Source organism: Bradyrhizobium sp. USDA 4451 (assembly GCF_054822585.1).
This window is the reverse complement of the sequence record NZ_JBTRCH010000001.1, coordinates 3,646,904-3,671,222: the sequence shown is the minus strand read 5'-3', so window position 1 is coordinate 3,671,222 and position 24,319 is coordinate 3,646,904. Positions and strand designations below refer to the sequence as shown.

At 65.1% G+C, this 24,319-nt stretch carries 19 protein-coding genes and 1 pseudogene; 15 read left to right on the top strand and 5 right to left on the bottom strand.

The window, feature by feature from the left end:
• The first annotated feature begins 83 nt into the window (after positions 1-83).
• Positions 84-572, top strand: a complete 489-nt coding sequence (locus ACVMB0_RS16935) for an Lrp/AsnC family transcriptional regulator (protein ID WP_050627110.1) — start codon at positions 84-86, stop codon at positions 570-572.
• Positions 573-587: 15 nt separating this feature from the next.
• Here ACVMB0_RS16935 and ACVMB0_RS16930 read toward each other — a convergent pair whose 3' ends face one another.
• Positions 588-1,148, bottom strand: coding sequence for a cytochrome b (locus tag ACVMB0_RS16930; protein WP_461347021.1), 561 nt, complete (start codon positions 1,146-1,148; stop codon positions 588-590).
• A 446-nt stretch (positions 1,149-1,594) separates the two neighbouring features.
• Here ACVMB0_RS16930 and ACVMB0_RS16925 point away from each other — a divergent pair, with 446 nt between their 5' ends.
• Together ACVMB0_RS16925 and ACVMB0_RS16920 are read left to right on the top strand one after the other, a co-directional pair.
• Positions 1,595-2,548 carry a hypothetical protein gene (locus ACVMB0_RS16925; protein WP_461349666.1) on the top strand — a complete coding sequence of 318 codons (954 nt, stop codon included), beginning with the start codon at positions 1,595-1,597 and terminating at the stop codon, positions 2,546-2,548.
• Between the two features lie 248 nt (positions 2,549-2,796).
• Positions 2,797-3,507: a type 1 glutamine amidotransferase gene (locus ACVMB0_RS16920; RefSeq protein WP_461347020.1), complete on the top strand. Its 711-nt coding sequence runs from the start codon at positions 2,797-2,799 to the stop codon at positions 3,505-3,507.
• On the opposite strand, the gene ACVMB0_RS16915 is transcribed toward ACVMB0_RS16920, so the two are convergent.
• The gene (locus ACVMB0_RS16915) at positions 3,504-4,382 is read right to left on the bottom strand and encodes an NmrA/HSCARG family protein (RefSeq protein WP_461347019.1); all 879 of its coding nucleotides are present in this window, start codon (positions 4,380-4,382) and stop codon (positions 3,504-3,506) included. The two genes, ACVMB0_RS16920 and ACVMB0_RS16915, sit on opposite strands and share 4 nt — an antisense overlap.
• 117 nt (positions 4,383-4,499) lie before the next feature.
• On the opposite strand from ACVMB0_RS16915, the pseudogene ACVMB0_RS16910 reads away from it, so the two are divergent.
• Positions 4,500-5,395, top strand: a pseudogene (locus tag ACVMB0_RS16910) (LysR family transcriptional regulator).
• A gap of 14 nt (positions 5,396-5,409) precedes the next feature.
• Here the strand turns inward: ACVMB0_RS16910 and ACVMB0_RS16905 are convergent.
• Both ACVMB0_RS16905 and ACVMB0_RS16900 read right to left on the bottom strand, forming a co-directional pair.
• Positions 5,410-5,760: a hypothetical protein gene (locus tag ACVMB0_RS16905; protein WP_456749774.1), complete on the bottom strand. Its 351-nt coding sequence runs from the start codon at positions 5,758-5,760 to the stop codon at positions 5,410-5,412.
• A gap of 190 nt (positions 5,761-5,950) precedes the next feature.
• Positions 5,951-6,886 (bottom strand): LysR substrate-binding domain-containing protein, encoded by a 936-nt coding sequence (locus ACVMB0_RS16900; RefSeq protein WP_461347018.1) that lies wholly within the window; start codon positions 6,884-6,886, stop codon positions 5,951-5,953.
• Positions 6,887-7,082: 196 nt separating this feature from the next.
• Between ACVMB0_RS16900 and ACVMB0_RS16895 the strand changes: the two genes are divergently transcribed.
• From ACVMB0_RS16895 to ACVMB0_RS16865, 7 genes are all read left to right on the top strand, one after another.
• Complete coding sequence (locus ACVMB0_RS16895) at positions 7,083-8,069, top strand: NAD(P)-dependent oxidoreductase (protein ID WP_461347017.1); 987 nt, start codon at positions 7,083-7,085, stop codon at positions 8,067-8,069.
• A 55-nt stretch (positions 8,070-8,124) separates the two neighbouring features.
• Positions 8,125-9,456 carry an MFS transporter gene (locus ACVMB0_RS16890; RefSeq protein WP_461347016.1) on the top strand — a complete coding sequence of 444 codons (1,332 nt, stop codon included), beginning with the start codon at positions 8,125-8,127 and terminating at the stop codon, positions 9,454-9,456.
• A gap of 29 nt (positions 9,457-9,485) precedes the next feature.
• Positions 9,486-10,814 carry an MFS transporter gene (locus ACVMB0_RS16885; protein ID WP_461347015.1) on the top strand — a complete coding sequence of 443 codons (1,329 nt, stop codon included), beginning with the start codon at positions 9,486-9,488 and terminating at the stop codon, positions 10,812-10,814.
• Between the two features lie 21 nt (positions 10,815-10,835).
• Positions 10,836-11,861, top strand: coding sequence for an amidohydrolase family protein (locus ACVMB0_RS16880; protein WP_461347014.1), 1,026 nt, complete (start codon positions 10,836-10,838; stop codon positions 11,859-11,861).
• A 185-nt stretch (positions 11,862-12,046) separates the two neighbouring features.
• Complete coding sequence (locus ACVMB0_RS16875; RefSeq protein WP_456749780.1) at positions 12,047-12,721, top strand: RraA family protein; 675 nt, start codon at positions 12,047-12,049, stop codon at positions 12,719-12,721.
• A 261-nt stretch (positions 12,722-12,982) separates the two neighbouring features.
• A complete protein-coding gene (locus ACVMB0_RS16870) occupies positions 12,983-15,529 on the top strand; it encodes a TonB-dependent receptor (RefSeq protein ID WP_461347013.1) in 2,547 nt (848 codons plus the stop codon).
• Between the two features lie 250 nt (positions 15,530-15,779).
• Positions 15,780-18,275, top strand: a complete 2,496-nt coding sequence (locus ACVMB0_RS16865) for a TonB-dependent receptor (protein WP_461347012.1) — start codon at positions 15,780-15,782, stop codon at positions 18,273-18,275.
• Positions 18,276-18,283: 8 nt separating this feature from the next.
• On the opposite strand, the gene ACVMB0_RS16860 is transcribed toward ACVMB0_RS16865, so the two are convergent.
• Positions 18,284-18,898 (bottom strand): hypothetical protein, encoded by a 615-nt coding sequence (locus ACVMB0_RS16860; protein WP_456749783.1) that lies wholly within the window; start codon positions 18,896-18,898, stop codon positions 18,284-18,286.
• 312 nt (positions 18,899-19,210) lie between these two features.
• On the opposite strand from ACVMB0_RS16860, the gene ACVMB0_RS16855 reads away from it, so the two are divergent.
• From ACVMB0_RS16855 to ACVMB0_RS16840, 4 genes are all read left to right on the top strand, one after another.
• Positions 19,211-19,582 (top strand): DUF2946 family protein, encoded by a 372-nt coding sequence (locus tag ACVMB0_RS16855; protein WP_456749784.1) that lies wholly within the window; start codon positions 19,211-19,213, stop codon positions 19,580-19,582.
• Between the two features lie 146 nt (positions 19,583-19,728).
• A complete protein-coding gene (locus ACVMB0_RS16850) occupies positions 19,729-22,002 on the top strand; it encodes a TonB-dependent receptor (protein WP_461347011.1) in 2,274 nt (757 codons plus the stop codon).
• Positions 22,003-22,407: 405 nt separating this feature from the next.
• Complete coding sequence (locus tag ACVMB0_RS16845) at positions 22,408-22,545, top strand: hypothetical protein (RefSeq protein ID WP_456749786.1); 138 nt, start codon at positions 22,408-22,410, stop codon at positions 22,543-22,545.
• An 828-nt stretch (positions 22,546-23,373) separates the two neighbouring features.
• Positions 23,374-24,309, top strand: a complete 936-nt coding sequence (locus tag ACVMB0_RS16840) for a helix-turn-helix domain-containing protein (RefSeq protein ID WP_461347010.1) — start codon at positions 23,374-23,376, stop codon at positions 24,307-24,309.
• Positions 24,310-24,319 lie beyond the last annotated feature (10 nt).

Here is a 24,319-nt window from a genome sequence, read left to right as displayed (position 1 = left end):
TGCCCCAGCGCACGGCGTTTCTCAGCGATTTCCGGCTTGCTCACAGCCAAATACGCTCATATCCTTCAAAGCCAGCTCAGATCTTGAAGGAAAACTGCGTGGACGGTCTCGATCGTATCGACCTCAGAATCCTCGCCGAGCTGGTCACTGACGCCCGTGCCAGCCAGATCGAGCTCGCCGAGAAGGTCGGGCTGTCGCCGACCGCCTGCGCGCGGCGCATCCGCCATCTCGAGGAGATCGGCGTGATCCGCGGCTACCGCGTCGACCTCGAACCGTCAGCGCTCGGCCTCGTGACAACCGTCGTCGTCACCATCACCCTGGAGAAGCAGAGCGAGGATTATCTCGCAGCCTTCGAGGCCGCGATCGCGCGTTGTCCCGATGTGGTGTCCTGTCATCTGATGTCGGGCAGCGACGATTATCATCTGCAGGTCATCGCCCGCGACATCGCCGACTTCGAGCGCATCCACAAGCAGCATCTGTCGCGCATGCCAGGCGTCGCCCGCATCCATTCGAGCTTCGCGATGCGCGAGGTGGTTCGCCGCACCATTCCGGAAACCGCGCTGCGCGGCTGACGACCTTTCGCTGTGTCAAGACGGACTACGGCTCGCGCGCGGCCACATCCGCGCCAGCGTCTCGTCCTTCTTCACAACAACATGCCAGAGCGTCGCGGCGATATGCAGCGCGACCACGGCATAGACGAACCACGCAAGCAGGCCGTGCGCCAGCTCGCCCGCCTGCGCAACCGCCTTGTTGTCGGCAAACAGGCGCGGCCAGCTGAAGGTCCAGAAATAGCGCAGCGAATAGCCGCCGGCCGACGAGAACATGTATCCGGTCACCGGCATCACGAACAGGATGGCGTAGAGCGCCCAGTGATTGAGCCGTGCCGCGAGCCTGACCAGCGGTGAGAACGAGCCCGGCTCCGGCGGCGCCGTGGTCGCGGCCCGCACCATCAGCCGCAGGATCGCCAGGAAGAACAGGGTGACGCCGAGCGACTTGTGCACCTCGAGCAGCTCGCGCCGCGGCGAGGTGCCGGCCGGCTGCAGCCCGCAATAGAGCCCGATCAGCATCGCCGCAATGAACAGCACTGCGGTTACCCAGTGAATCTTCCGCAGCAACGGATCGTAACTGGCCGTGGGTTCCGTGGTCACGAGGCGCCTTCGTGTGAAGCCAGCCCGTGCGGGTTCGGCCCGAAAAGGAAGCCGTTCAATAGAGGATCGGAGCGAGCCTGCCTATCGGGCTCGGTGTCACATTCGATCACGATCGCGAAGGCGGGAGGACCCCGACTCTCTCCCCTCGTCATTCCGGGGCGCGCGAAGCGCGAGCCCGGAATCCATTCAACCGCAACACGGCGGCCCGATGGATTCCGGGCCTGCGCCTTCGGCGCATCCCGGAATGACGAAAGAGGTTGCCGCGCGCCAAGCGCTCACTGTCACAAACGCCGAGCCACGCACTGTCACAAAGCCTTCGGGCCACGCCGCGCTGTCACAATCGGAGCCTGCGCCACACGCATTTTTTAGTCGTGATTCGCCGCCTTCTATGACAGAATTGCTACAGTTCGATATCAATTCGGTTACATGCGGAGCGGTGAATGAGCATGGAGTGGCGGGCGCGGCCGGTTTCGCTGGCTTGGTCAAATCCAGTGGTCCGGTGGTGGGGCTTCCTGAGCCTCGTCAGCGCCGTCAACATCGCGGTCTGGTTCGCGCTGTACCGCCAGTTCCACGAGCAGGCCAATGGCAGCTTCAGCAACACCTCCGGCATCGGCCTGATGATGCTGCTGTGCGCGGCCTATGTGTTCGGCTGCGCCTTCCGTTCGGTGCTGCCGCGCGCCGACGTGCAGCGCATCTGCCTATTCGACCACTGGCTGTCGAGCGTCATGGTCGGCCGCAGCGTCGCCACCGTCGCCGAGGTCTGCTTCGCCGCGCAATGGGCGATCATCCTGCATCAGCTCGGCACCATGACCGGCGCCGAGACCACCGTGACCATCGCCTGGATCATCGTGCCGCTGATCGTGATCGCGGAATGCTTCTCCTGGTATGCGGTGCTGACCACGCACTATCTCTGCAACGCGATCGAGAACTCGATCTGGGCTGTGGTGTTCTTCCTGGTCGGGATTGCGCTGTGCCGGCTGCTGCCGGAGTTTCAGGGTCCGGTGCGCTGGGCCTTCATCGTCGCGATCGTCGGCATCGCCGGCTTCCTCGCCTTCCTGATGACCGTCGACGTTCCGATGTACCTGAACCGCTGGCGCGCCAACCGCGCCGCCGGCGGCAGGCTGCTGCATCCGCTCGACGGCCTGCGCGACGTCAGCCGGCGCTGGGTCGTGACCCACGACATCGCCGAGTGGCGCGAGGAGATCGCCTGGATGTCGCTGTATTTCAGCATGGCGGTGTGGTCGAGCCTCGCGCTCTGCGTCGGCTACTCGCTCGAGGACCAATTGCCGCGCTACCGCACCGAGCCCGCGATCGTGAGCACAACGCCGACGACCGTCAGCACGGCGCCGGCAGCACAGCACACCGCAACGATCGACGCGGCGGCACCATCGCAGAATTGATCGACGGCTCCTCCCTCATCCGGCGAGACTGCGATATCTTGCACCATCGTCATTGCGAGGAGCGATAGCGACGAAGCAATCCATTTCGCCGCTTGCGGAGCGATGGATTGCTTCGCTTCGCTCGCAATGACGGATTGAGCAGCAGAGATCGCTTGCGTCGCGCCTCGGGCTGTCGGCCATCCGGCTTGTGGTGCTCAGTGCTTTCGGGGTAAAGGCTTGATCATCCCCGCGCATCCGTCACGCATCCCATGTCCCGAATCACCATCATCGAGACCGGGCTCGTCAGCCCGCAATTCCGCGAGCGCCACGGCAGCTATCCGCAGATGTTTCAGCGGATGGTGGCATCGGCCGATCCGTCTGTGACCTGCGACGTCGTGAGCCTCGCCACGGGCGAGGCGCTGCCGGATCCGTCCAATCTGGATGCGATCCTGATCACGGGATCGGCGGCCGGCGTCTATGACGCCGTCGCCTGGATCGCGCCGCTCGAAGCCTTCGTGCGCGCAGCTCACGACAAGCGCATTCCGATGGTCGGCGTGTGCTTCGGTCATCAGCTGATCGCCCAGGCGCTCGGCGGCACCGTGCGCAAGTCGGAGAAGGGCTGGGGCATCGGCCGCCACGTCTATCGGATCGCGCCGGACAACGGGCTGCTCGACGGCGAGATGCTCGCGGTGGCCGCCTCGCATCAGGACCAGGTGATCACCCCGCCCGCCTCCGCGCGCACCATCATGTCGTCGGACTTCACGCCGCATGCCGGGCTGTTCTACGCCAACGGCACCACGCTGTCGGTGCAGCCGCATCCGGAATTCACCGCCGATTACGCCGCTGCGCTGTGCGAGCTGCGCCGCGGCCTCGCGCCGGATGCCGTGGTCGCCACCGCCAAGGCATCGCTCACCGCCCCGCTCGACCACGCCGCGCTCGGCGGCGTGGTCACGCGCTTCCTTACAAAACCTCGCAGCTAGGCCTTGCGCCACTGCGCGGCAGCATCGCGGGCGAAATCGCGATAGGCACGCGGCGCGCGGCCGAGCAGCCGCGTCAGGCGCGCCACCTCATCGGCCGTCGCGACCGCGCCGTCGCTCTGGTAACGGCGGAACATCAGGCGCAGATCGAGCGCGAGCCATGCCGGCATCGCGGCCTTGAGACGCTGCTCCATGACCGCAAGATCGTCGCCGCCATAATTGACCGCCCGGCCAAGCTCATCACGCCAGATCGCAGCCGCGCCCTCGCCGGTGATCACATCGGGGCCGACCAGGTCATAGATCTCGCGGCCAAGCGGTGCGGATGGGCGCTCGCGACGCACCAGCTCGATCGCGGCGGCCTCGCCGATGTCGCGGATGTCGACCATCGAGATGCCCTTCGCGCCGATCGGCACGCCATAGGCACCGAAATTGAGCAGCGGCTCCTTCAGCCGGAGATCGTTCTGGATGAAATAGGACGGACGCAGGATGGTCGCGGGAAGATCGAGCGCCTCGATCATCCGCTCGACCGTATGCTTGCCGACGAAATGCGGTACGTCGGCATAGGTCTCGCCCTTGAACACCGAGAGATAGACGATGCCCTTGACGCCGGCCTCGCGCGCAGCCGTCAGCGTCAGCATCGCCTGGGTCAGTTCGTCGGCCACGTTCGGCACCAGCAGGAACAGCGTGCTGACGCCGTCGAGCGCCGCGCGGACCGAGTCCACGTCGGCCAGATCGCCGCGAACCGCTTTCACATGCTGCGGGAACTGCGCCTTGCCGGGCGAGCGCGTCAGGGCGCGAACCTCGACGCCGTGACCGGCGAGATGGTTGAGAACCTGGGTGCCGATGGTGCCTGTGCTGCCTGTCACCAGAATAGCCATGTCGAATACTCCTTCTTTCGGGCAGACCGTCTGCCGTTGCGAAGAAGCTAGCCGTTCCAATTTTCTCTTGAAGATGCCAATATTTGGACAGGTCGTCTCAAATATGGAACGGTCAAGATGGACCTTCAGGCGCTCGCCGATTTCAACCTGGTTGCCGCGCATGGCGGCTTCGGCCGTGCCAGCCGCATCTCCGGCCGGGCCAAGGCCACGCTGTCCCGCCGCGTCGCCGAGCTCGAACAGTCCCTCGGCGTCCGCCTGATCGAGCGGGTTCGCAAAGTCTCCGATTGACCGACGAGGGCCGCGCGCTGCACGAGCGCACCAGCGGTCCGCTGTCCGACATCGCCGAAGCCGGCGAAGCCGTGGTGCTCGGCGCATCGACGCCGCGCGGCCGGTTGCGGGTCAGCGCGCCGGTGTTGCTCGCGCATGTCGCGTTCGGCCGGATCGCTGCGCGCTTTGCGCACGCCTATCCCGATGTCCAGCTCGAGATCGTCGCCGAGGACCGCTTGGTCGATCCGGTCGAGGACGGCTATGACCTGGTCATCCGCATCAACCCGTCGCCGGACGAGCGCCTGGTCGGCCGCCGCGTCCTCAACGATGAACTGCTGGTCGTGGCGCATCCCGATCGACCACGGCCGACGACCTCCGCGCGCGATTCAGACGGCATGCCCGTCGATGCCGTTCTGATGTCGCAGACGCCAGCGGATACGGTCTGGCGCATCCGCAATGAACGCGACGAGATCACGCTCAGGCCGCGGACGGTGTTGCGTCTCTCATCGATGCTGATGATGCGCGATGCCGTGCTGGCAGGCGCCGGCGCGGCGCTGCTGCCCAAGCTGCTGGTCGACGACGACATTGCCGCGGGCCGGCTTGCCTATTGGGGAACGGATGCCAGGCCTCCGGTCGAGATCTGGGCGCTGCAGAGCTCGCGACGCCTGGTCGGCGCAAAGGTTCGCGCGTTCCTCGACGTCGTCGAGAAAGCGTTCCCGAACCGCGTCTTCGTTCCGCCGGCCTGAGCGGACGATACGTTTCAGGTCATGCTGCCCGGCATGAAGCAGCGCACACGCGGGTGGCCGTCGATATAGTGCTTCCACACCATGGTTCGCCCGATCTTGTTCGGCTCGGTGATCAAGGCCTCGTCAGGCACCACAACCCATTCACTGTCGATCAGCACGCGGTAATGACCGTGATCCGACTCCCAATCGGGATCCGCGACCACATATCCATCGGCATCCGAGCAGCACTGCCCGTAGCCGCTGTGCAGGCTTTCAAACCAGGGTTTCAATGGTGAGTTGGCGTAGCGGCCGTCGTCGCGCGCCAGGGTCGGCGATGTCAGCAATAGCGCTCCAAGCAGCAGTGCCGCACGTGTGATGACGTGCATGTCGTCTCGTCTCCGCAGATTTTGATCCAGCTGCGGGCGCGCGTCACACATCCTTCGCCCACGACATCATCGCCGCGGACGGGGACACGGGCAGGCGCGCCCCAGCACCTGCCATCGAACGATGCAAGAGCAGGGCCAGACCGGATACCGGAAGACTACAGTCGACGAAAGTATAGGGCGTGCGGCACGATCAACGGCTCACTGCCGCAACCTCCGGAACGAGCGGCGGCGCACTGCGTGACGCCGCCTGCAACGCGCATTCGACGAACCGGCGCGGCAGCAGCGAGGTGTTCGAGCGCAGCGCCACCAGCATGCGGCTTTCGGCATCCGGCGTCTCCAGCGGCTTCGCCACCACGTTCATCACGCCGGCCTGCTGGTAGCATGAGGGCAGGATCGAGAGCCCGATCCCTGCTGCAACGAGACTGAGCACGGTGCGCAGCTCATGCGCCTCCTGCACCACCCGCGGCGCGAAGCCCGCGCGCCGGCACAGCATCGCGGCCTGGTCGCCGACGCCACAGCCGCTCTCGGCCATGCCGACGAATTCATGCTCGGCCAGGTCGGCCATCTCGAGTGCGCCTTTCGCACCGGCGAGCGGATGATCGAGCGGCAGAAACACCATCAGCCGGTCGCGCCAGACCACATGGACCTGCAAATCCGCCGCCGGCCTGAAATCGAGCGGCGGCCGCATGATCGCGACATCGAGCTCGGCGTCGGCGAGCGCGCGCAGCTGCGTCGCCGTCGACATGTGCCGGAGCTCGATCTTGACCCGCGGATAGCTGGCACGGAAGCTGCGGAACAGCTCGGCGAACATGTCGAGCATCGGCACTGAGCCGGTGAAGCCGACGCGGATCATGCCGGCCTCGCCGCGAGCCGCGCGGCGCACCGTCTCCGAGGCCAGGTCGAGTTCGCTGACGGCGCGCCGCGCATGTTCCAGCAGCAACTGCCCGGCCTGGGTCAGTTCCACCGCGCGCCGGGTCCGCGCCAACAGGCGCGTGCCGAGCTCCTGCTCCATCGCCTTGATCTGCGTGCTCAGCGGCGGCTGGCTGACATGCAGGCGTCTGGCGGCGCGGCTGAAGCTGAGCTCTTCGGCCACCGCGATGAAGTAACGAAGCTGCCTGTAATCCATGGCTTATTCCGATTCCCTATAAGTGAGGGGCCAAAGCGGTATTTGACCTCAAGGGGTCGTTTCCCGATCTTCGCGCGAAATCACCTGTGGTCCAAGGGACAAGAAGGGAGAAGCGCGAGAAATGCGTCAAGTCCAGGCAATATCGCGCAGCACTCGCAGCGGGTCAGCCATGCAATATCGCGGCGGGCGATAGACCATGGCCGCTCGGTTTCGCGTTCTGGTCACCGGCGACAACCTCGCCCCCGCCGCCGTCAAGATCCTCACCGAGATCGGCGCGGAGATCGTGCTGATGCGCGATGCGGTCACGCCCGAGCGCCTCACGCACGAGATGGCGACGGTGCCGACGCAGGCGATCCTGATGCGCGGCAACCCGGTCTTCTCCGCCGCCGTCATCGCCGGCAACCCGCATCTGCGCGTGATCGCCAAGCACGGCGCCGGCGTCGACAGCGTCGACATCGAGGCGGCAACGGCGAGGCGCGTGCTGGTGATGGTGGCGGGCGACGCCAACGCGCCCGCAGTTGCCGAGCATACCATCGCGCTGATCCTGGCGCTCGGGCGCGACGTCGTCAGCCTGAACGCGCGCACCCATGCCGGCGCCTGGGACCGCGCCACCTATCGCGGCCGTGAAATCCGCGGCCGCACGCTTGGCCTGGTCGGCTTCGGCCGCATCGCCCGGCATGTCGCGCGCGCGGCGGCCGCACTCGGCATGAGCGTCGTCGCGCTCGGCCGCAGCAAGGGCCGCGTCGATCCGGCGCTGGCGCGCGAGGCCGCCGATCTCGCCGAGCTGCTCGCAGTCTCCGACATCGTCAGCCTGCACGCGCCGCTGACCGATGCGACGCGCGGCATGATCGATGCGGCGCGGCTCGCGGCCATGAAGCCCGGCGCCATCCTGATCAACACCGCGCGCGGTGCGCTGGTCGACGAGGACGCGCTCCGCGCGGCGCTCGCAAGCGGCCATCTCGCCGGCGCCGGCCTCGACACGCTGGCGGAAGAGGCGCCGGCCAAGGACCGGCCGATCCTGCAGGCGCCGAACCTGATCGTGACGCCGCATATCGCCGCGCAAACCGGCGCATCGATCACGCGGACCGGCGTCGAGGCCGCGCGCAACATCGCAGCCGTGCTGACCGGCGGTGAAATCGATCGCGGCAATGTGGTGAACCCGGCGGCGCTGGACCCGCCTTAGCTCTTTCCAGCAACGGCCCGATACAAGAGGCCGGCATCATCACGAGGAAACGAACATGAATCTGGGGTGGCTGTCGAAACTGTCCGCCGTCGAACGCAAGACATTCTTCGCCGCCTTCGGCGGGCTCGCACTCGACTCGATGGACACCACGATCTACGCGCTGGTCACGCCGGCGCTGATCGCAACCCTGAGCCTGTCGCGGCCCGACGCCGGCATCCTCGCGTCGAGCTCGCTGATCGGCACCGCGATCGGCGGCTGGATCGCCGGCATTGCCGCCGACCGGTTCGGCCGGGTCCGCGTGCTGCAATTCACCATCCTGCTGGTTGCGGTCTCGACCTTTGCCGCCGCATTCGCCGACGGCTTCTGGTATCTGCTGATTGCACGCGCCATCCAGGGCATGGGCTATGGCGGCGAGGCCGCGGTCGGCGCGGTGCTGGTCGCCGAAGTGGTTTCGGCCGGCATGCGCGGCCGCGTTGCGGCTGCGATCCAGAGCGGATACGCTGTCGGCAACGCGCTGTCGGTGGCGGCATTTCCGGTCATCTTCGGCTGGCTGTCGCAGGACATCGCCTGGCGGGTGTTCTTCGCGATCGGAATTCTGCCCGCTTTGCTGGTGTTCTTCGTCCGCCGCTTCGTGCCGGAATCCGCGATCTTCGCCGAAGAGAAGGCACAACGCACCGCGTCGGCGACGCACGGCTTCTGGACCATCTTCACCGGCGAGCATCTGTTCAAGACGCTGGTCGCGACGTTCTTCACCACAGGCACGCTCGGCGCGGCCTATGTGATGATCACCTGGCTGCCGACCTATCTGCAGACCGGCTTGCACCTGCCCGTCACGCACACCGCCGGCTATCTCGCGGTCAACATCTTCGGATCGTTCGTCGGACCGATCGCATTCGGCCTGATTGCCGACCGGATCGGCCGCCGCAAGGGTTTCATGCTGTTCCTGGTCTGCCAGGCGCTGAACGTCGCCGCCTACACCCAGGCGCCGATCGGCCAAGGCATCACCGTAATCCTCGGCTTCTTCCTCGGCGCGTTGCAGGCGGGCCTCGCCTCCGGCCTGATGCCGACCTTTGCCGAGCTGTTCCCGACCAACATCCGCGCCAATGGCGCCGGCTTTGCGCTCAGCGCCGGACGCGGCCTCGGCTCGATCGTGCCGGCGACCGTCGGCATCCTCTCGGCGCGGATGCATCTCGGCGATGCCATGGCGATCTGCGCGATCTGCGGCTACGCCGCCGCCTTCTGCGCGGCGTTGCTGCTGCCCGAGCAGCAGGGCATCGACCTCAGAACGATGGCGGCAGGCGCAGCTCCGGATGGCGCCGAACGGCCGTCTGCCGGGCGCGAGGCCATGCCCCCCAACACCATCCGAAATGGCGTCGCGACCCAATGAACGCCATCACAATGAACGGGAGGATTGCAATGAACGGCGCGTCCGTCAGCGAGCTCGAACGACAAACCATCCGCCGCGTCTATTGGCGGCTGATCCCGATCCTGTTCGCGATGATGTTCTTCAACTATCTCGATCGCATCAATCTCGGCTATGCCGGGCTGACCATGAACAAGGATCTCGGCCTCAGCCCGGCGATCTTCGGCTTCGCGGCCAGCATCTTCTTCCTCGGCTACATGGTGCTCGAGGTGCCGAGCAATCTGATGCTGCACTGGCTCGGGGCACGAATCTGGCTGGCGCGCATCCTGATCACCTGGGGGCTCGTCGCCACGCTGACCGCCTTTGTCTGGAATCCGCTCAGCCTCTACGTGATGCGGTTCGGCCTCGGCGTCGCCGAAGCCGGCTTCATGCCGGGCGTCGTGCTGTACCTCACTTACTGGTTCCCGGCGCGCTATCGCGCCCGCGCGGTGGCCGGCTACATCATCGCCGGCTCGTTCTCGGCGGTGTTGGGCGGGCCGATCTCGACCAGCATCATGACCTTCCTCGACGGCGCGGCCGGCCTGCATGGCTGGCAATGGATGTTCATCGCCGAGGGCGTGCCGACCATTCTGCTCGGCCTGTTCACGCTCTATTATCTGACCGACCGTCCCGCCAAAGCGAGCTGGCTGAGCAAGAAGCAGGCGGCCTGGCTGGAGGGCGAGCTCGCCGCCGAACGGGCCGAGATCGAACGACAGGGGCAGCACAGGGTGATCGAATGCGTGCTCGATATCAGGGTCTGGCTGTTGGCGGCGCTGTTCGGCTGCGCGCTGGTCGGCATCTACGGCCTGTTGCTGTGGCTGCCGCAGATCATCAAGGGCATGGGCGATCTCAGCAACATCCAGGTCGGCTTCCTCTCGGCGGTCCCGCCGCTGCTCGGCGTCGTCGGCACCATCGTGGTCAGCCGCAGCTCGGACAAGACCGGCGACCGCAAGTTTCATCTGGCCGCCGTCTATCTGCTCGCCGCGGTCGCGATGCTCGGCAGCGCCTATGTCGCGAGCCCGGTGCTGGCCTTCGTGTTCCTCTGCATCGTCGGCTTCAGCCTGAATGCCGGCAATCCGCTGTTCTGGAGCATCAATGCCTCGCTGTTGACCGGCGCGGCGGGCGCCGCCGCGATCGCCATGGTCAACACGCTGGCGCAGTTCGGCGGGCTGATCGGACCGTGGTGCATCGGCCTGATCAAGGACTCCACCGGAAGCTTCTCCTGGGCGCTGGTCGGCATCGCCGGCTTCCTGCTCATCGCCTCCGCCATCGCCGCCACCATGCGCGTCAAACCGCGCGAGACGGAATTGACGGACGCGATTCCGTCATCCGTCGCACACTGACCACCTCGTAAGGAAGCAACCATGATCATCGATTGCCACGGCCACTACACAACCGAGCCGGCCAAGCTGCAGATCTTCCGCGACAAGCAGCTCGCCGGCCTCGCCGATAAATCGCGCCGTCCGCTCACCACCAATCTCGGCATCACCGATGACGAGATCCGCAGTAGCGTCGAGGGCGCGCAGCTCCGTTTGCAGAAGGAGCGCGGCACCGATGTCACCATCTTCTCGCCGCGCGCCGCCGGCATGGCGCATCATGTCGGCAAGGAAGCCACCAGCCGCGAATGGACCACGATCTGCAACGACCTCGTGCACCGGGTTTGCACGCTGTTCCCGCAGAACTTCGTCCCGGTCTGCCAGCTGCCGCAGAGCCCGGGCGTCACGCCTGCGAACTGCATCGAGGAGCTGGAGCGCTGCGTGACCCAGCTCGGCTTCGTCGGCTGCAACCTCAATCCGGATCCCGCCGGCGGCTATTGGTGCGACCCGCCGTTGACCGACGAATGGTGGTATCCGCTCTACGAGAAGATGGTCGAGCTCGACGTGCCGGCGATGGTCCATGTTTCCTCGTCCTGCAATCCCTGCTTCCACGGCACCGGCGCGCATTACCTCAACGGCGACACCACCGCCTTCATGCAGTTCCTGATCTCGGACCTGTTCAAGCGCTTCCCGACCCTGCGGTTCATCATCCCGCATGGCGGCGGCGCGGTGCCCTATCACTGGGGCCGCTACCGCGGCCTCGCGCAGGACATGAAGCTGCCGCCGCTGTCGGAGCATCTCTTGAAGAACGTGTTCTTCGACACCTGCGTCTATCATCTGCCCGGCATCGAGCTGTTGACCCGGGTGATCCCGGTCGAGAACATCCTGTTTGCGTCTGAGATGGTCGGCGCGGTGCGCGGCATCGATCCCGAGACCGGGCATCATTTCGACGACACCCGCCGCTACATCGATGCATTGCCGTTGAGCGCGGCAGACAAGGCCAAGATCTTTGAAGGCAACGCCCGCCGCGTCTATCCTCGCCTCAACGCCCATCTCGACCGCCGCGCGCATTGAACAACCGCGGCACACTTTCCTCTAACCCCTCATCCTGAGGAGCCCGCAGGGCGTCTCGAAGGATGCAGGCCACCGACGGGGCCTCATGGTTCGAGACGCGCGTTCCGCGCTCCTCACCATGAGGGTCTAACCAAGCAGCAAGACCGACAACCGACTTCAAGCAATCAATCTCCCGGAGAAAACCGATGGCCATAGGATTTGCAATTCACAAGGCGAAGCGGAAAGTCTCGCCTGACCTGGTCGCGCGCTACCGCCGGCTTCCGGTCGCCAATATCAGCGATTCGATGTCGCGGATCGCGGGCACCAACCGGCTGCGGCCGATGCACAAGGGCGGCTGGCTCGGCGGCCCGGCGCTGACCGTGAAGACCCGGCCCGGCGACAATCTGATGGTGCACAAGGCGATCGACCTGGCGCAACCGGGCGACGTGATCGTGGTCGATGCCGGCGGCGTGCTGGTCAACGCCATCATCGGCGAGATCATGTCGACGCTGGCCGAGAAGAAGGGCGTCGCGGGTTTCGTGATCGACGGCTCGATCCGCGATGCCGGCGCGATCCGTACCGGCTCGTTCCCGGTGTTCGCCGCCGGCGTCGCCCATCGCGGCCCCTACAAGGACGGCCCGGGCGAGATCAATTGCGCGATCTCGATCGACGGCATGATCGTCGAGCCCGGCGACCTGATCGTGGCCGACGACGACGGCGTGCTCTGCGTGCCCTATGACGACGTCGAGGCGATCTGCAAGCTGACCGAGGCCAAGAAGGCGACTGAGGAGAAGGCGATCCAGCAGATCCTCGCCGGCACCAGCGACCGCCGCTGGGTCGATGAGGCCCTGCAGCGGCTCGGCTGCGAGTTCAAGGACTGACATGATACCGCTGCCCAAGAGGTGGGAATGCCTACCTCTTGGGCAGCAACCGGCGAAACGTCACTGGAATCCCTGATCAGCGGCCCATGACGCCTCACGGCGCCGAGCATCGGGAATTTTTCCCGATCGAACCGGGAAAGAATCCCGCCCGCTCGGGACTGATCTTGTTTGCCAAAGCCACAGCGCTCCCGCAGTCTGAAAGCCAAGGGTCGCAAAGGTTCGTCGGGGATAAAAGCGAACCGCGACCATGGGGTGGGCGTCATGGCTGGTACGGTGTTGCGTACGGCAACACGATTTTTATCCGAGTCGGCCGCCGCGCGCGGCGCTGCGGCCATACTCACCGCCATCGGGGCCGTAGCGCCGCTGACGATCGCGCATGCCCAGGCCCCCGCCCCTGCCGAGCTGCCGCCGGTCAACGTCATTGCCCCCTCGCCCCTGTCCGGCACGCGCAGCATCAAGCCCGCCTCCCGGCCGGTGGCGCGCCCCGCACGGACCGCGCGGACGCGCGCCGCGCCGGTTCAAACCGCAGCCGCGCCGGAAGGCGGGGCCGGGGTCCCCGGCCCCTCCGACCGCGACTCCAGCCTGATCGATCGGGACAAGGTTCCGTCCAACACCGAGGTGCTGACCTCGGCGGACTTCAGTCGCAACTATTCGACCAACTTTTTGGACTCGGTGAACCGCAAGCTGCCCGGCGTCACGCTCACCGACCAGACCGGCAATCCGTTTCAGCGCAATCTCGACTACCGCGGCTTCGTCGCCTCGCCGGTGCAGGGAACGCCGCAGGGCATTGCGGTCTATCAGAACGGTGTGCGCATCAACGAATCCTGGGGCGACGTGGTCAACTGGGACTTCATCCCGGAGAAGGCCATCGACAGCGTCGCATTGTTTCCCAACAACCCGGTGTTCGGCCTCAACGCGATCGGCGGCGCGCTCAGCATCCAGATGAAGAACGGCTTCACCTATCAGGGTGCAGAAGCCGAGGCGTTCGGCGGCTCATACGGCCGCGTGCAGGGTAGCGTGCAGGCCGGCGGCCAGAAGGACAACGTCTCGGCCTACGCCGCGTTCGAATCCGCCTATGACCGCGGCTGGCGCGACCACGCCAACTCCTCGCACGTCAATCGGATGTATGTCGACATCGGCGCGCGCAACGACCAGACCGAATTCCACGTCAACTTCAGCGGCGCCGACAATCTGCTTGGCAATGTCGTGGCAACGCCGATTCAGATGCTCAACCAGCGCTGGTCGAGCGTCTACACCTGGCCGCAATCGACGTTGCTGCAGCTCGCCTTCGTCAACGCGACGCTGAGCCATAATTTCTCGGACACCTGGTCGTTCCAGGGCAACGCCTATTTCCGCGGCTTCCGGCAGTCGCATATCGACGGCAACGGCACCAATGTGCAATCGTGCGAAGGAGGGGCCAGCCTGTGCATCGGCGACGGCCTTCCGATTTTTGGCTCCGCGGGAGGCCCGTCCGTTCCGAACACGCTGGGCGACGCTTTCCTCGGTGAACTCGACCGCAACCGGGCTGCCACCAACAGCTTCGGCGGCACAGCGCAGCTGACCAACTCCGACAGGCTGTTCGGACACGACAACCACGTCGTGATGGGCGTTAGCGTCGACCACGGCAACACAAAATTCACGGCGGCCAGCGAACTCGCAACGATCGATCCCAGCAACCTGTTCGTGACCGGCACCGGCATCTTCATCAACCAGCCCGACGCCGGCCTGAGCCCGGTCGATCTGCGCGCCACCAACACCTATGCCGGCGTCTATCTCACCGACACTTTCGACGTGACGAACAAATTCTCGGTCACTGCGGGTGGGCGGTTCAACTTTGCTCAGATCGATTTGCAGGACCAGACCGGGACCAATCCGCTGCTCACCAGCAGCAACAGCTTTCAGCGATTCAATCCGGTGATCGGCGGCACCTACAAGATCACGCCGAACCTCACCGCCTATGCCGGCTATTCGGAAGCCAACCGCGCGCCGACACCGCTGGAGCTCGGCTGCTCCGATCCCAACCACCCCTGCATGATCGACAGCTTCCTGGTATCCGACCCGCCGCTCAAGCAGGTGGTCGCGCACACCGTCGAGGCCGGCCTGCGCGGCAGCTGGGGCCGCGATGCCAGGACCGGCATGCTGAGCTGGGGACTGGGTGTCTTCCGGACTCTGTCCGACGACGACATCATCGAAGTGGCAAGCCCGCTCGGCGTCAACAATTTCGGCTTCTTCCAGAATGCCGGGCAGACCTTGCGGCGAGGCATCGAGGCCAAGCTCGACTATCGCATCGATCGCTGGAACGCCTACGCCAACTACACCTATGTCGACGCGACCTACCGAAGCGCAATCACGCTGTCCTCGCCGAACAATCCGAACGCGGTGACCAACGATGCCGGCGCGGAATTTGTCAACGTCAATCCGGGTGACCACATCCCGGGCATTCCTGCACACCGCTTCAAGGCCGGCGTCGACTACAACGTGACCGATGCATGGAAGCTCGGCGCCGACGTCAACGTCGTCGGCAGCCAGTGGATCATCCATGATGACACCAACCAGAGTCCGAAGGTGCCGGCCTACTCGGTCGTCAATCTGCACACCTCGTATCAGATCACGCCGAACATCGAGGTGTTCGGCCTGATCAACAACGTGTTCAACCAGCACTATTATCTGAGCGGCGCGTTCTATCAGACCGGCGGCTTTGCCAGTGCCGGCTCGGCTCCGAACCTGATGGCGCAACTGAGCGATCCCCGCACCTTCGTACCCGGCATGCCGCTGGCGGCTTACGCCGGCATCAGGGCGAAGTTCTGAGGCCGGCGAGCGGGAATTTTTCCCGATCGCGAAGCTGGAAATCTTCCCGACAGCTGCTGAAAACAATCCCGGACGCTCGGGACAAATCTTGTTTGCCAAGCCTGTGCCGCTCCCGCAGTCTTCAGATGCAGGGTTCGACGGGGACAACTGCGAACCGAACGTTTAGGGGCGGAGCGTCATGGCTGGTACGTTGTTGCGTACGGCAACACGATATTTGTTGTCTTCATCTCATACCGGCGGAACGGCAGCCGTGCTGGCCGTCCTTGCAGTCGCGCCGCCAACGATCCTGCACGCCCAAACGGCGGCCGCGCCGGCCGCAACCGAGCTGCCGCCCGTCACCGTGATCGCCACCTCGCCGTTGTCAGGCACCCGCAGCATCAAGCCCGCGTCTCGGCCGGTGGCGCGGACATCGCGAACCGCGCGGATCCGCGCCGCGCCGGCGCAGACCGCGGCGGCGCCGGAAGGCGGCACCGGAATGCCCGGCCCCTCCGACCGCGACTCGAGCCTGCTCGACCGCGACAAGATCCCGTCCAACACCGAGGTGCTGACCTCGGCGGATTTCAGCCGCAACTATTCGACCAACTTTTTGGACTCAGTGAACCGCAAGCTGCCCGGCGTCACGCTCACCGATCAGACCGGCAATCCGTTTCAGCGCAATCTCGACTATCGCGGCTTCACCGCCTCGCCGGTGCAGGGCACGCCGCAGGGCATCGCGGTCTATCAGAACGGCGTCCGCATCAACGAGGCCTGGGGCGACGTGGTCAACTGGGACTTCATCCCGGAGAAGGCCATCGACCAGGTTTCGCTGGTTCCCAACAACCCGGTGTTCGGCCTCAACGCAATCGGCGGCGCGCTCAGCATTCAGATGAAAAACGGCTTTACCTATCAAGGTATCGAGGCTGAAACGTTCGGCGGCTCCTACGGCCGCGTGCAGGGCAGCGTGCAGGCCGGCGGCCAGCAGGACAACATCTCGGCCTATGCGGCATTCGAATCCGCCTATGACCGCGGCTGGCGCGACTATGCCAATTCCTCGCACGTCAACCGCATGTATGTCGACATCGGCGCGCGCAACGACCAGACCGAATTCCACATCAACTTCACCGGCGCCGACAATCTGCTCGGCAATGTCGCGGCGACGCCGGTCGAGATGCTCAACCAACGCTGGTCGAGCGTCTACACCTGGCCGCAGTCGACGCTGCTGCAGCTCGCCTTCGTCAACGCGACGCTGAACCATACGATTTCGGACACTTGGTCGTTCCAGGGCAACGCCTATTTCCGCGGCTTCTGGCAGTCCCATGTCGACGGCAACGGCACCGACGTCGAAGGATGCAACAGGGGGCGCAACCTGTGCATCGACGGCAACAACGACAATGACCCGATCTACGGTCCGGTCGGCGGTCCGCCGGTCCCCAATACGCTCGGCACCGTCTTCCTTGGCGAGCTCGACCGCAACCGGGTCGACACCAAGAGCTTCGGCGGCACGGCGCAGCTCACCAACACCGACCAGCTGTTCGGCCACGACAACCACGTGGTGATGGGCGTCAGCGTCGACCATGGCTTCACCAAGTTCAATGCCAGCAGCGAATTGGGCACGGTCGACCAGAACCTGTTCGTGACCGGCACCGGCATCTTCATCAACCAGCCCGACGCCGGCCTCAGCCCGGTCGACCTGCACGCCAGCAACACCTATGCCGGCGTCTATCTCACCAACACCTTCGACGTGACCGACAAATTCTCGATCACCGCCGGCGGACGGTTCAACTTCGCCCAGATCGATCTGCAGGACCAGACCGGGACCAACGACCTGCTCAACAGCAGCAACCACTTCCAGCGCTTCAACCCGGTGATCGGCGGCACCTACAAGATCACGCCGAACCTCACCGCCTATGCCGGCTATTCGGAAGCCAACCGCGCACCGACGCCGCTCGAGCTCGGCTGCTCCGATCCCAACCATCCCTGCATGATCGACAGCTTCCTGGTGGCCGATCCGCCGCTCAAGCAGGTGGTGTCGCATACCGTCGAGGCCGGCCTGCGCGGCAGCTGGGGCCGCGACGCCAGAACCGGCATGCTGAGCTGGGGGCTGGGCGCGTTCCGCACCTTGTCCGACGACGACATCATCCAGGTGGCGAGCCCGCTCGGCGTCAACAATTTCGGCTTCTTCCAGAATGCCGGGCAGACCTTGCGGCAGGGCATCGAGGCCAAGCTCGACTACCGCGTCAATCGCTGGAACGCCTACGCCAGCTACACCTATGTCAACGCGACCTATCAAAGCGCGATCACGCTATTCTCGCCGAACAATCCGAACGCGGTGACCGATCCGAACAATTCGGATGTCTCCTATGTCAACGTCAAGCCGGGCGACCAGATCCCGGGCATTCCCGCGCACCGCGTCAAGGCCGGTGTCGACTACAACGTCACCGATGCGTGGAAGGTCGGCGCCGACGTCAACGTCGTCGGCAGCCAGTGGATCATCCATGACGACACCAACCAGAGCCCGAAGATCCCGGCCTATTCCGTCGTCAATCTGCACACCTCGTATCAGATCACCCCGAACATCGAGGTGTTCGGTCTGATCAACAACGTTTTCAACCAGCGTTATTATCTGAGCGGCGCGTTCTACGAGACCGGCGGCTTCGCCAGCACGACGCGCGGCGTCACCAACCTGATGGCCCAGCTCAGCGATCCCCGCACGTTCGTGCCCGGCATGCCGCTCGCCGCCTATGCCGGCATCAGGGCGAAGTTCTAGGCTTGAAGCTAGCGGCCGCCGAACAGGACCGACTGGCCGGGCAACAATTGCGAATGAATGTCGCTGTCCATCCGCTCCGCCCCCTGCTGGGTGAAGCTGGCCCCAAGCGACAGGGTGACATTCGAGGTCGGGCGGAACTCGACACCCGCCCGCGCCGAATAGCCGGCGTTGACGCCGGGATTGCCGCTGAACGGCGCCGCCGGTCCGCCGGCGCCGGGCGGATTGTATTTCAGGCTGTCGAAGCCGGCGAAGAAGGTCACGGGCGTGTTGCCGACACCCTTGAAATTGTAGCCGACCTGCGCGCCCTGATAGTCCAGCGAACCGAACGCCGCCGATTGGCCGAGCGCGCTCCAGCCGGCACGACCGCCTTCGCTGCCGACGAACCAGCCGTCCGGCCGCCCGTTCAGATACGCGGCGCCGCCCTGCGCGCTGGTCGCGTCAAAACCCGGAAAATTGCCGTAGGTGTCCGCCTTCTGGCCGTCCGCCAGGCTGCCGCCGAAGCCGAACAGCGAGCCCGGCGTCCAGTAGCGCACCGGGCCGGCCTGCGCATGGGCCTGCTGGCCGCCGAGGCACAGCACCAATAGTGGAATTGCGAGGCCAAGTTTGCTTACGAAAGCGGACATCAGCTTACCGTCATGTGGTTGTCGATCATACCCTTCTGAGGTCGAGAATGCCAGCGCACGACCTCCAGCAGGACGCAACAGACTAGTGCTGGCGCCCCTCGCCATGGAGCGATCGCTCGCGGAAACATTGCTGTCGGGGACCGGCGTCCCGTGCCGGCTGCGATGTGGCAAAATCGTCCGATCGCCTGGAAATTGATCACCTCGCCCAGCAATGCGGATTGACAGCCCAGCACGTTTTCGAAACTGTGCGACACCGCGTCGCAGCTGCCATCCGTAGGTCTTGTGACCTCCCGACGCGGGAATGGCGTCGACATGAAGTGGTTTCGTTCGAACATCAGGCATGGGGCTCGGCTCGCGCTGCTGGCGCTGTCGATCCAGTTCGTGCTGTCGTTCGGGCATTTCCACGCCATTGCAGCGGCGCTGGCGCCGACGTCGTTCGCGGCGCATGTCGAGCGCGCCTCGCGCAACGCACCAGCTTCGAATCCGGATTCCGACCAGGCCGCGGATCTTTGCGCGATCTGCGCCGTCGTGGCGATGGTCAATTCGGCCGTACCGGCACCGGCATTGCCGCCGCTGCAACTGCCGAATGCTGCCGGTCTGCTCTGTTGGCAGATCGACAATTATGCGGCCCCGGTCGAGATCGGCCGGCACCACTATCAGCCGCGCGCGCCTCCGGTCGCCTGAATTCCCCGCACGACTGAACGTCGAACGCGGCCATGGATCGGCTGGCGTTTGATCAATCGGAATTGGGCCGTCGTAAAGCGACGGCGGGCTCGACCGCGTCCTGTTCGGACGGATCGGATCGCGGCCTCATGAGATCGGGAACCAATATGTCAGGCACTATCCGACGACACGCGGCCGCCGGTGCGGCTTCGCTGATCGCCTGCGGGATCAATGGCACCGCATTCGCGCAGACGACGGCGCCGACCACCACCCTGCCCGACATCACGGTGACGGCGCCGCAGCACCACAACGCGCCATCAGGGCCAAAAAAGCCGAACACCCGCGTAGCTGCCGGCGGCGGCCACCGCGCGCGACGAGCCGGCACGGTCTCGGCGACGCCGGAATCTCCAGAGCAGACCCAGGCGCAGGCCATCGCAGGCCAGAACGAACGGCTCGACCAGGCGCGCGCCGCGCTGCTCGCGCCGACCGGCGCCGGCAGCTATCAGATGAGCCAGCAGTTCCTTCAGTCACTGCCGCAGGGCACCAACACCACGCTCGACAAGGCGCTGCTGCAGGCGCCGGGCGTATCGCAGGATTCGGCCGCCAGCGGCGAACTGCATGTCCGCAACGAGCACGCCAACCTGCAATACCGCATCAACGGAATCATGCTGCCGGACGGCGTCGGCGCCTTCGGCCAGATCATCGACACCGGGATCGTCGGCAGCATGGCGCTCATCACCGGCGCGCTGCCCGCGCAATACGGCCTGCGCACCGCCGGCGTGCTCGACATCCAGACCAAGACCGACGCCTTCAACAATTCCGGCAGCGTGAGCGTCTATGGCGGCAGCCACGGCAATTTCACCACCAGCGTCGACTATGGCGGCACGGTCGGACAGACGCAGTACTACGTCTCCGGCCGCTATTTCGGCAGCGACGTCGGCATCGAGAACCCGACGCCGGCCTACAGCGCCATCCACGACCGCACCGATCAGGAGAAAGGCTTTGCCTATGTCTCGACCGCGATCGACTCGACCAGCCGGCTGACCTATATCGGCGGCGTCTCCAACGGCAACTATCAGATCCCCAACAATCCCGGGCAGCCGCCGGCCTTCACCGCCTACGGCGTCTCCAACTTCGATTCCGCACTGCTCGACGAGCGGCAGCGGGAGTTCAACCAGTTCAACGTCGTGGCCTATCAAAAATCCGGCGACGGCTTCGACTACCAGGTCGCCTATTTCAACCGCTACAGCCAGCTGCACTTCATGCCCGACCCGGTCGGCGACCTCGTCTTCAACGGCGTCGCCTCCGACGTCTATCGCCAGAGCTTCGTCAACGGCATCCAGGAGGACACGTCCTACCGGCTCGGCTTCGCGCACACGCTGAAATTCGGCATGTCGTTCAGCGCCGAACGCACGCTGGTCAACAACGGCTCGACCGTGCTGCCGCTCGACGATTCCGGCAATCCGATCGATGCGCCGCTCTCGGTGTTCGATTCCAGCGCCAAGACCGGATACCTGTTCTCCACCTACATCGCCGACGAGTGGAAGATCACCAACCAGCTGACGCTCAACGCGGGCCTGCGCTTCGACCAGATGTGGCAATATGTCGATGCCAACCAGCTGAGCCCCAGGATCAGCCTGACCTGGAAGCCTTTCGATGGCACAACCTTCCATGCCGGCTATGCGCGCAACTTCACGCCGCCCGAGCAGGTGCTGGCGGCGCCGACCAACCTCGCGCTGGTGCAGAACACCACGGCGCAACCGGGCGTCACCGCCAACGATCCGGTGCTGCCGGAGCGCTCGCACGTGTTCGACATCGGCGTCACGCAAAAAGTTGCTGCGATCCCCGGCCTCGAGGTCGGCATGGACGCCTATTACAAGATCGCGACCGACCTGCTCGACGACGGTCAGTTCGGCCAGGCCTATGTCCTGACCGCCTTCAACTATGCCAAGGGCACCAATGAAGGCGTCGAGCTGAAAGCGCGCTACGACCACGACAATCTGCATCTCTACGGCAATGTCGCAATCGCACGGCAAGTCGCCACCCAGGTCGTGTCGAACCAATATCTGTTCGATCCGGACGAGCTCGCCTATATCGCCAACAATTACGTCAACACCGACCACGCCCAGACGCTGACCGCATCGGTCGGCGGCTGGTATCAATGGCACGACACCAAGTTCAGCGCCTCGATGATCTACGGCTCGGGCCTGCGCGACGGCTTCGCCAACACCGGCACGGTGCCGGCCTATACGCAGGTCAATCTCGGCGTCTCGCACGACTTCACCATCGTCGCGCCGAACAAGCCGACCACGCTGCGCTTCGACGTCGTCAATCTGTTCGACACCGTCTACCAGATCCGCGACGGCTCCGGCATCGGCGTGTTCGCCCCGCAATACGGCCCGCGCCGCGGCTTCTACGCCGGCATCACGCAGAAGTTCTAGCCTTACTGCGTCATAATCCTGCCTCCGCCGTCATTGCGAGGAGCTCGCGACAAAATTGCAAAGCAATTTTGCGCTGAAGCGACGAAGCAATCCATCCAACCGCGTTTGCGGGCCGATGGATTGCTTCGCGGAGCCTGTCATCGGGCGCGCATTCGCGCGACCCGTTGGCTCGCAATGACGGCCAGATTCGTTCACGGCCTCTCGGGATCGGCCGAAACAGCGCTTGTGACGCAGTAGGACTAGTAAGGCCTGCTGTCTGGATGCGGAGCATTGAGAGTATTGCTCCGAGAGCAATATTTACCATTGTACCGAGCCTTGCACCGCACCATATCTAGCTCATCGAACGCATTGCACCGGGCCAAATATCAAGCCGAGCCCGGTGCAAGACGAATGGAGACAACTGAAATGGAGTTCAATTACCTCGATACGTTCCTGGCATTCCTCGGAATGACCATCGGACTGGTCTCGGTGGCACCCCGCCTGTTCTTTCAGCCCAAGGTCGAGCGCAAGCGCGCAACGAGGACAATCCCGACCCGCCGCTAACAGCGAGCGATGATGCGCCGCGGCTCCTGCGCCGGCATCATGCAGAGGTTCTGGGGCGTGTACTCATAAATCCGCTTCCCGCGTGCGCGGGGGGATCGCGAGGTCCGGATCAAAAGCCGACAGCGCCAGGCTCGGGGGCGCGGGTCCGCTTTGCCCATAGAAAGCTGACATCCCGGTTTGAGTACGCGCCCTCGCTTGCAGCGAGCAGTTTCTCTTTCAGCAGCGCGGTGAGCCAATCGGCAAACACTTGCGGCCGCCGCGACAAATGCTGGCAGTGCGGACAGAGCTGCCGAGAAGCATCCTGCGGCCATCCTTCGAGACGCCCGCCTCTGGCGGGCTCCTCACAGGGTGACGGAATTGGCTTGCTCAGCGTCATCACCCGCGCATGCGGGTGATCCAGTATTCCAGAGACGGCTGTGCTTGAGCCGATAAGTCGCGGCGTACTGGGTCGCCCGGTCGAGCCGGGCGACGACAACAGTGGATGAGGACAAAGCTTCACATCCTCTCAGGACGACGGCTTGTTTTGCTGCACAATAGTAGACCCTCATGGTGAGGAGCGCCGCTTGCGGCGCGTCTCGAACCACGAGGCCAAGTTACCTCCGCAGCCGCCGAAGGGTCATATGCGATTGCCCTAGTTGTGGATGCGCGGCCGGCCAGACCATCCCGGTCAACGGCGGCTACACCACGAAGTGACGTCGCCGTTCCCGGCATGCACGCGCCATTCATTGCAGGGGGGATCAGACCACCGGCGGCATTTGACCGCCGGTTTGGCCGGCGATATCTTTCGCCGGCTGGGCCCTTCGCAGTGACGATCTGTTCGAGGCGCACATGGAATGGTCGACCAGGCCGGTCCGTCCGGATCAGCCCTTCGGCAGCTGGGCAGACGACCTCGCGGCCGCCTTCGTGCGACTGGAGCCGCGCAGGATTGCCGAAGAATCCTTTGCCGGCGCGATCTGCAAGGTCGATGCCGCGCCGCTGCAGATATCGCGGGTCACGGCGAGCGGACACATCGTCCGCCGGCTCGCCTCGCATATCGCTGCAAGCACCGATGACATCTGCTTCGTCAACCTCCAGCTCGAAGGGCTGGGGCGCACCTCGCAGCGCGGCCACGAGCAGATCTCTGCCCCCAGCGATCTCGCGGTTGCCGATACGACGCAGCCGTTCGAGATCGCGCACCGGCATCACTTCGAGCTGTTCTGCTTTGCGGTGCCGCGGCGCCTGTTGCCGGAGGCGATGTTCGATCGCCCCCGGCTCGGCCTGTCCGCGACCGAAACCGGCCGCGCGCTGTCGCGGACGCTGGCCAGCTATGCCGAGCTCTGCCTGGGCGGCCGCCAACCCGCGACAACCTCGGCGATGCTCGGCACGCATATCGCCGAGCTGATCGCACACGCCCCCGATATGCTCGCCGATCTATCGGCCGAGCGCGTCCATACGCCGGTGCTGCTGTCCGTCATGCTCGATCATATCGCCCGCCACAGCGACGACCCCGAGCTCGGCGCGCCGGCGCTGGCGAGAAAATTCCGCTGCTCCGAGCGCTACGTGCATCGCCTGTTTGCAGCCACCGGCCGCTCCGTCGGCGAACACGTCAACGAGCAGCGGATCGCCGCATGCACGCGTGCCCTGCTCGACCGCAACGCCGCCCACAGGACCATTGCCGAGATCGCCTTTGCCGCAGGATTCCGCGACATCTCGCATTTCAACCGGCTGTTCAAGCGCTGCAACGGCCTCGCCCCGCGCGAATTCCGCCGCGCCGCCGCGCACTGAAGCGCGACGA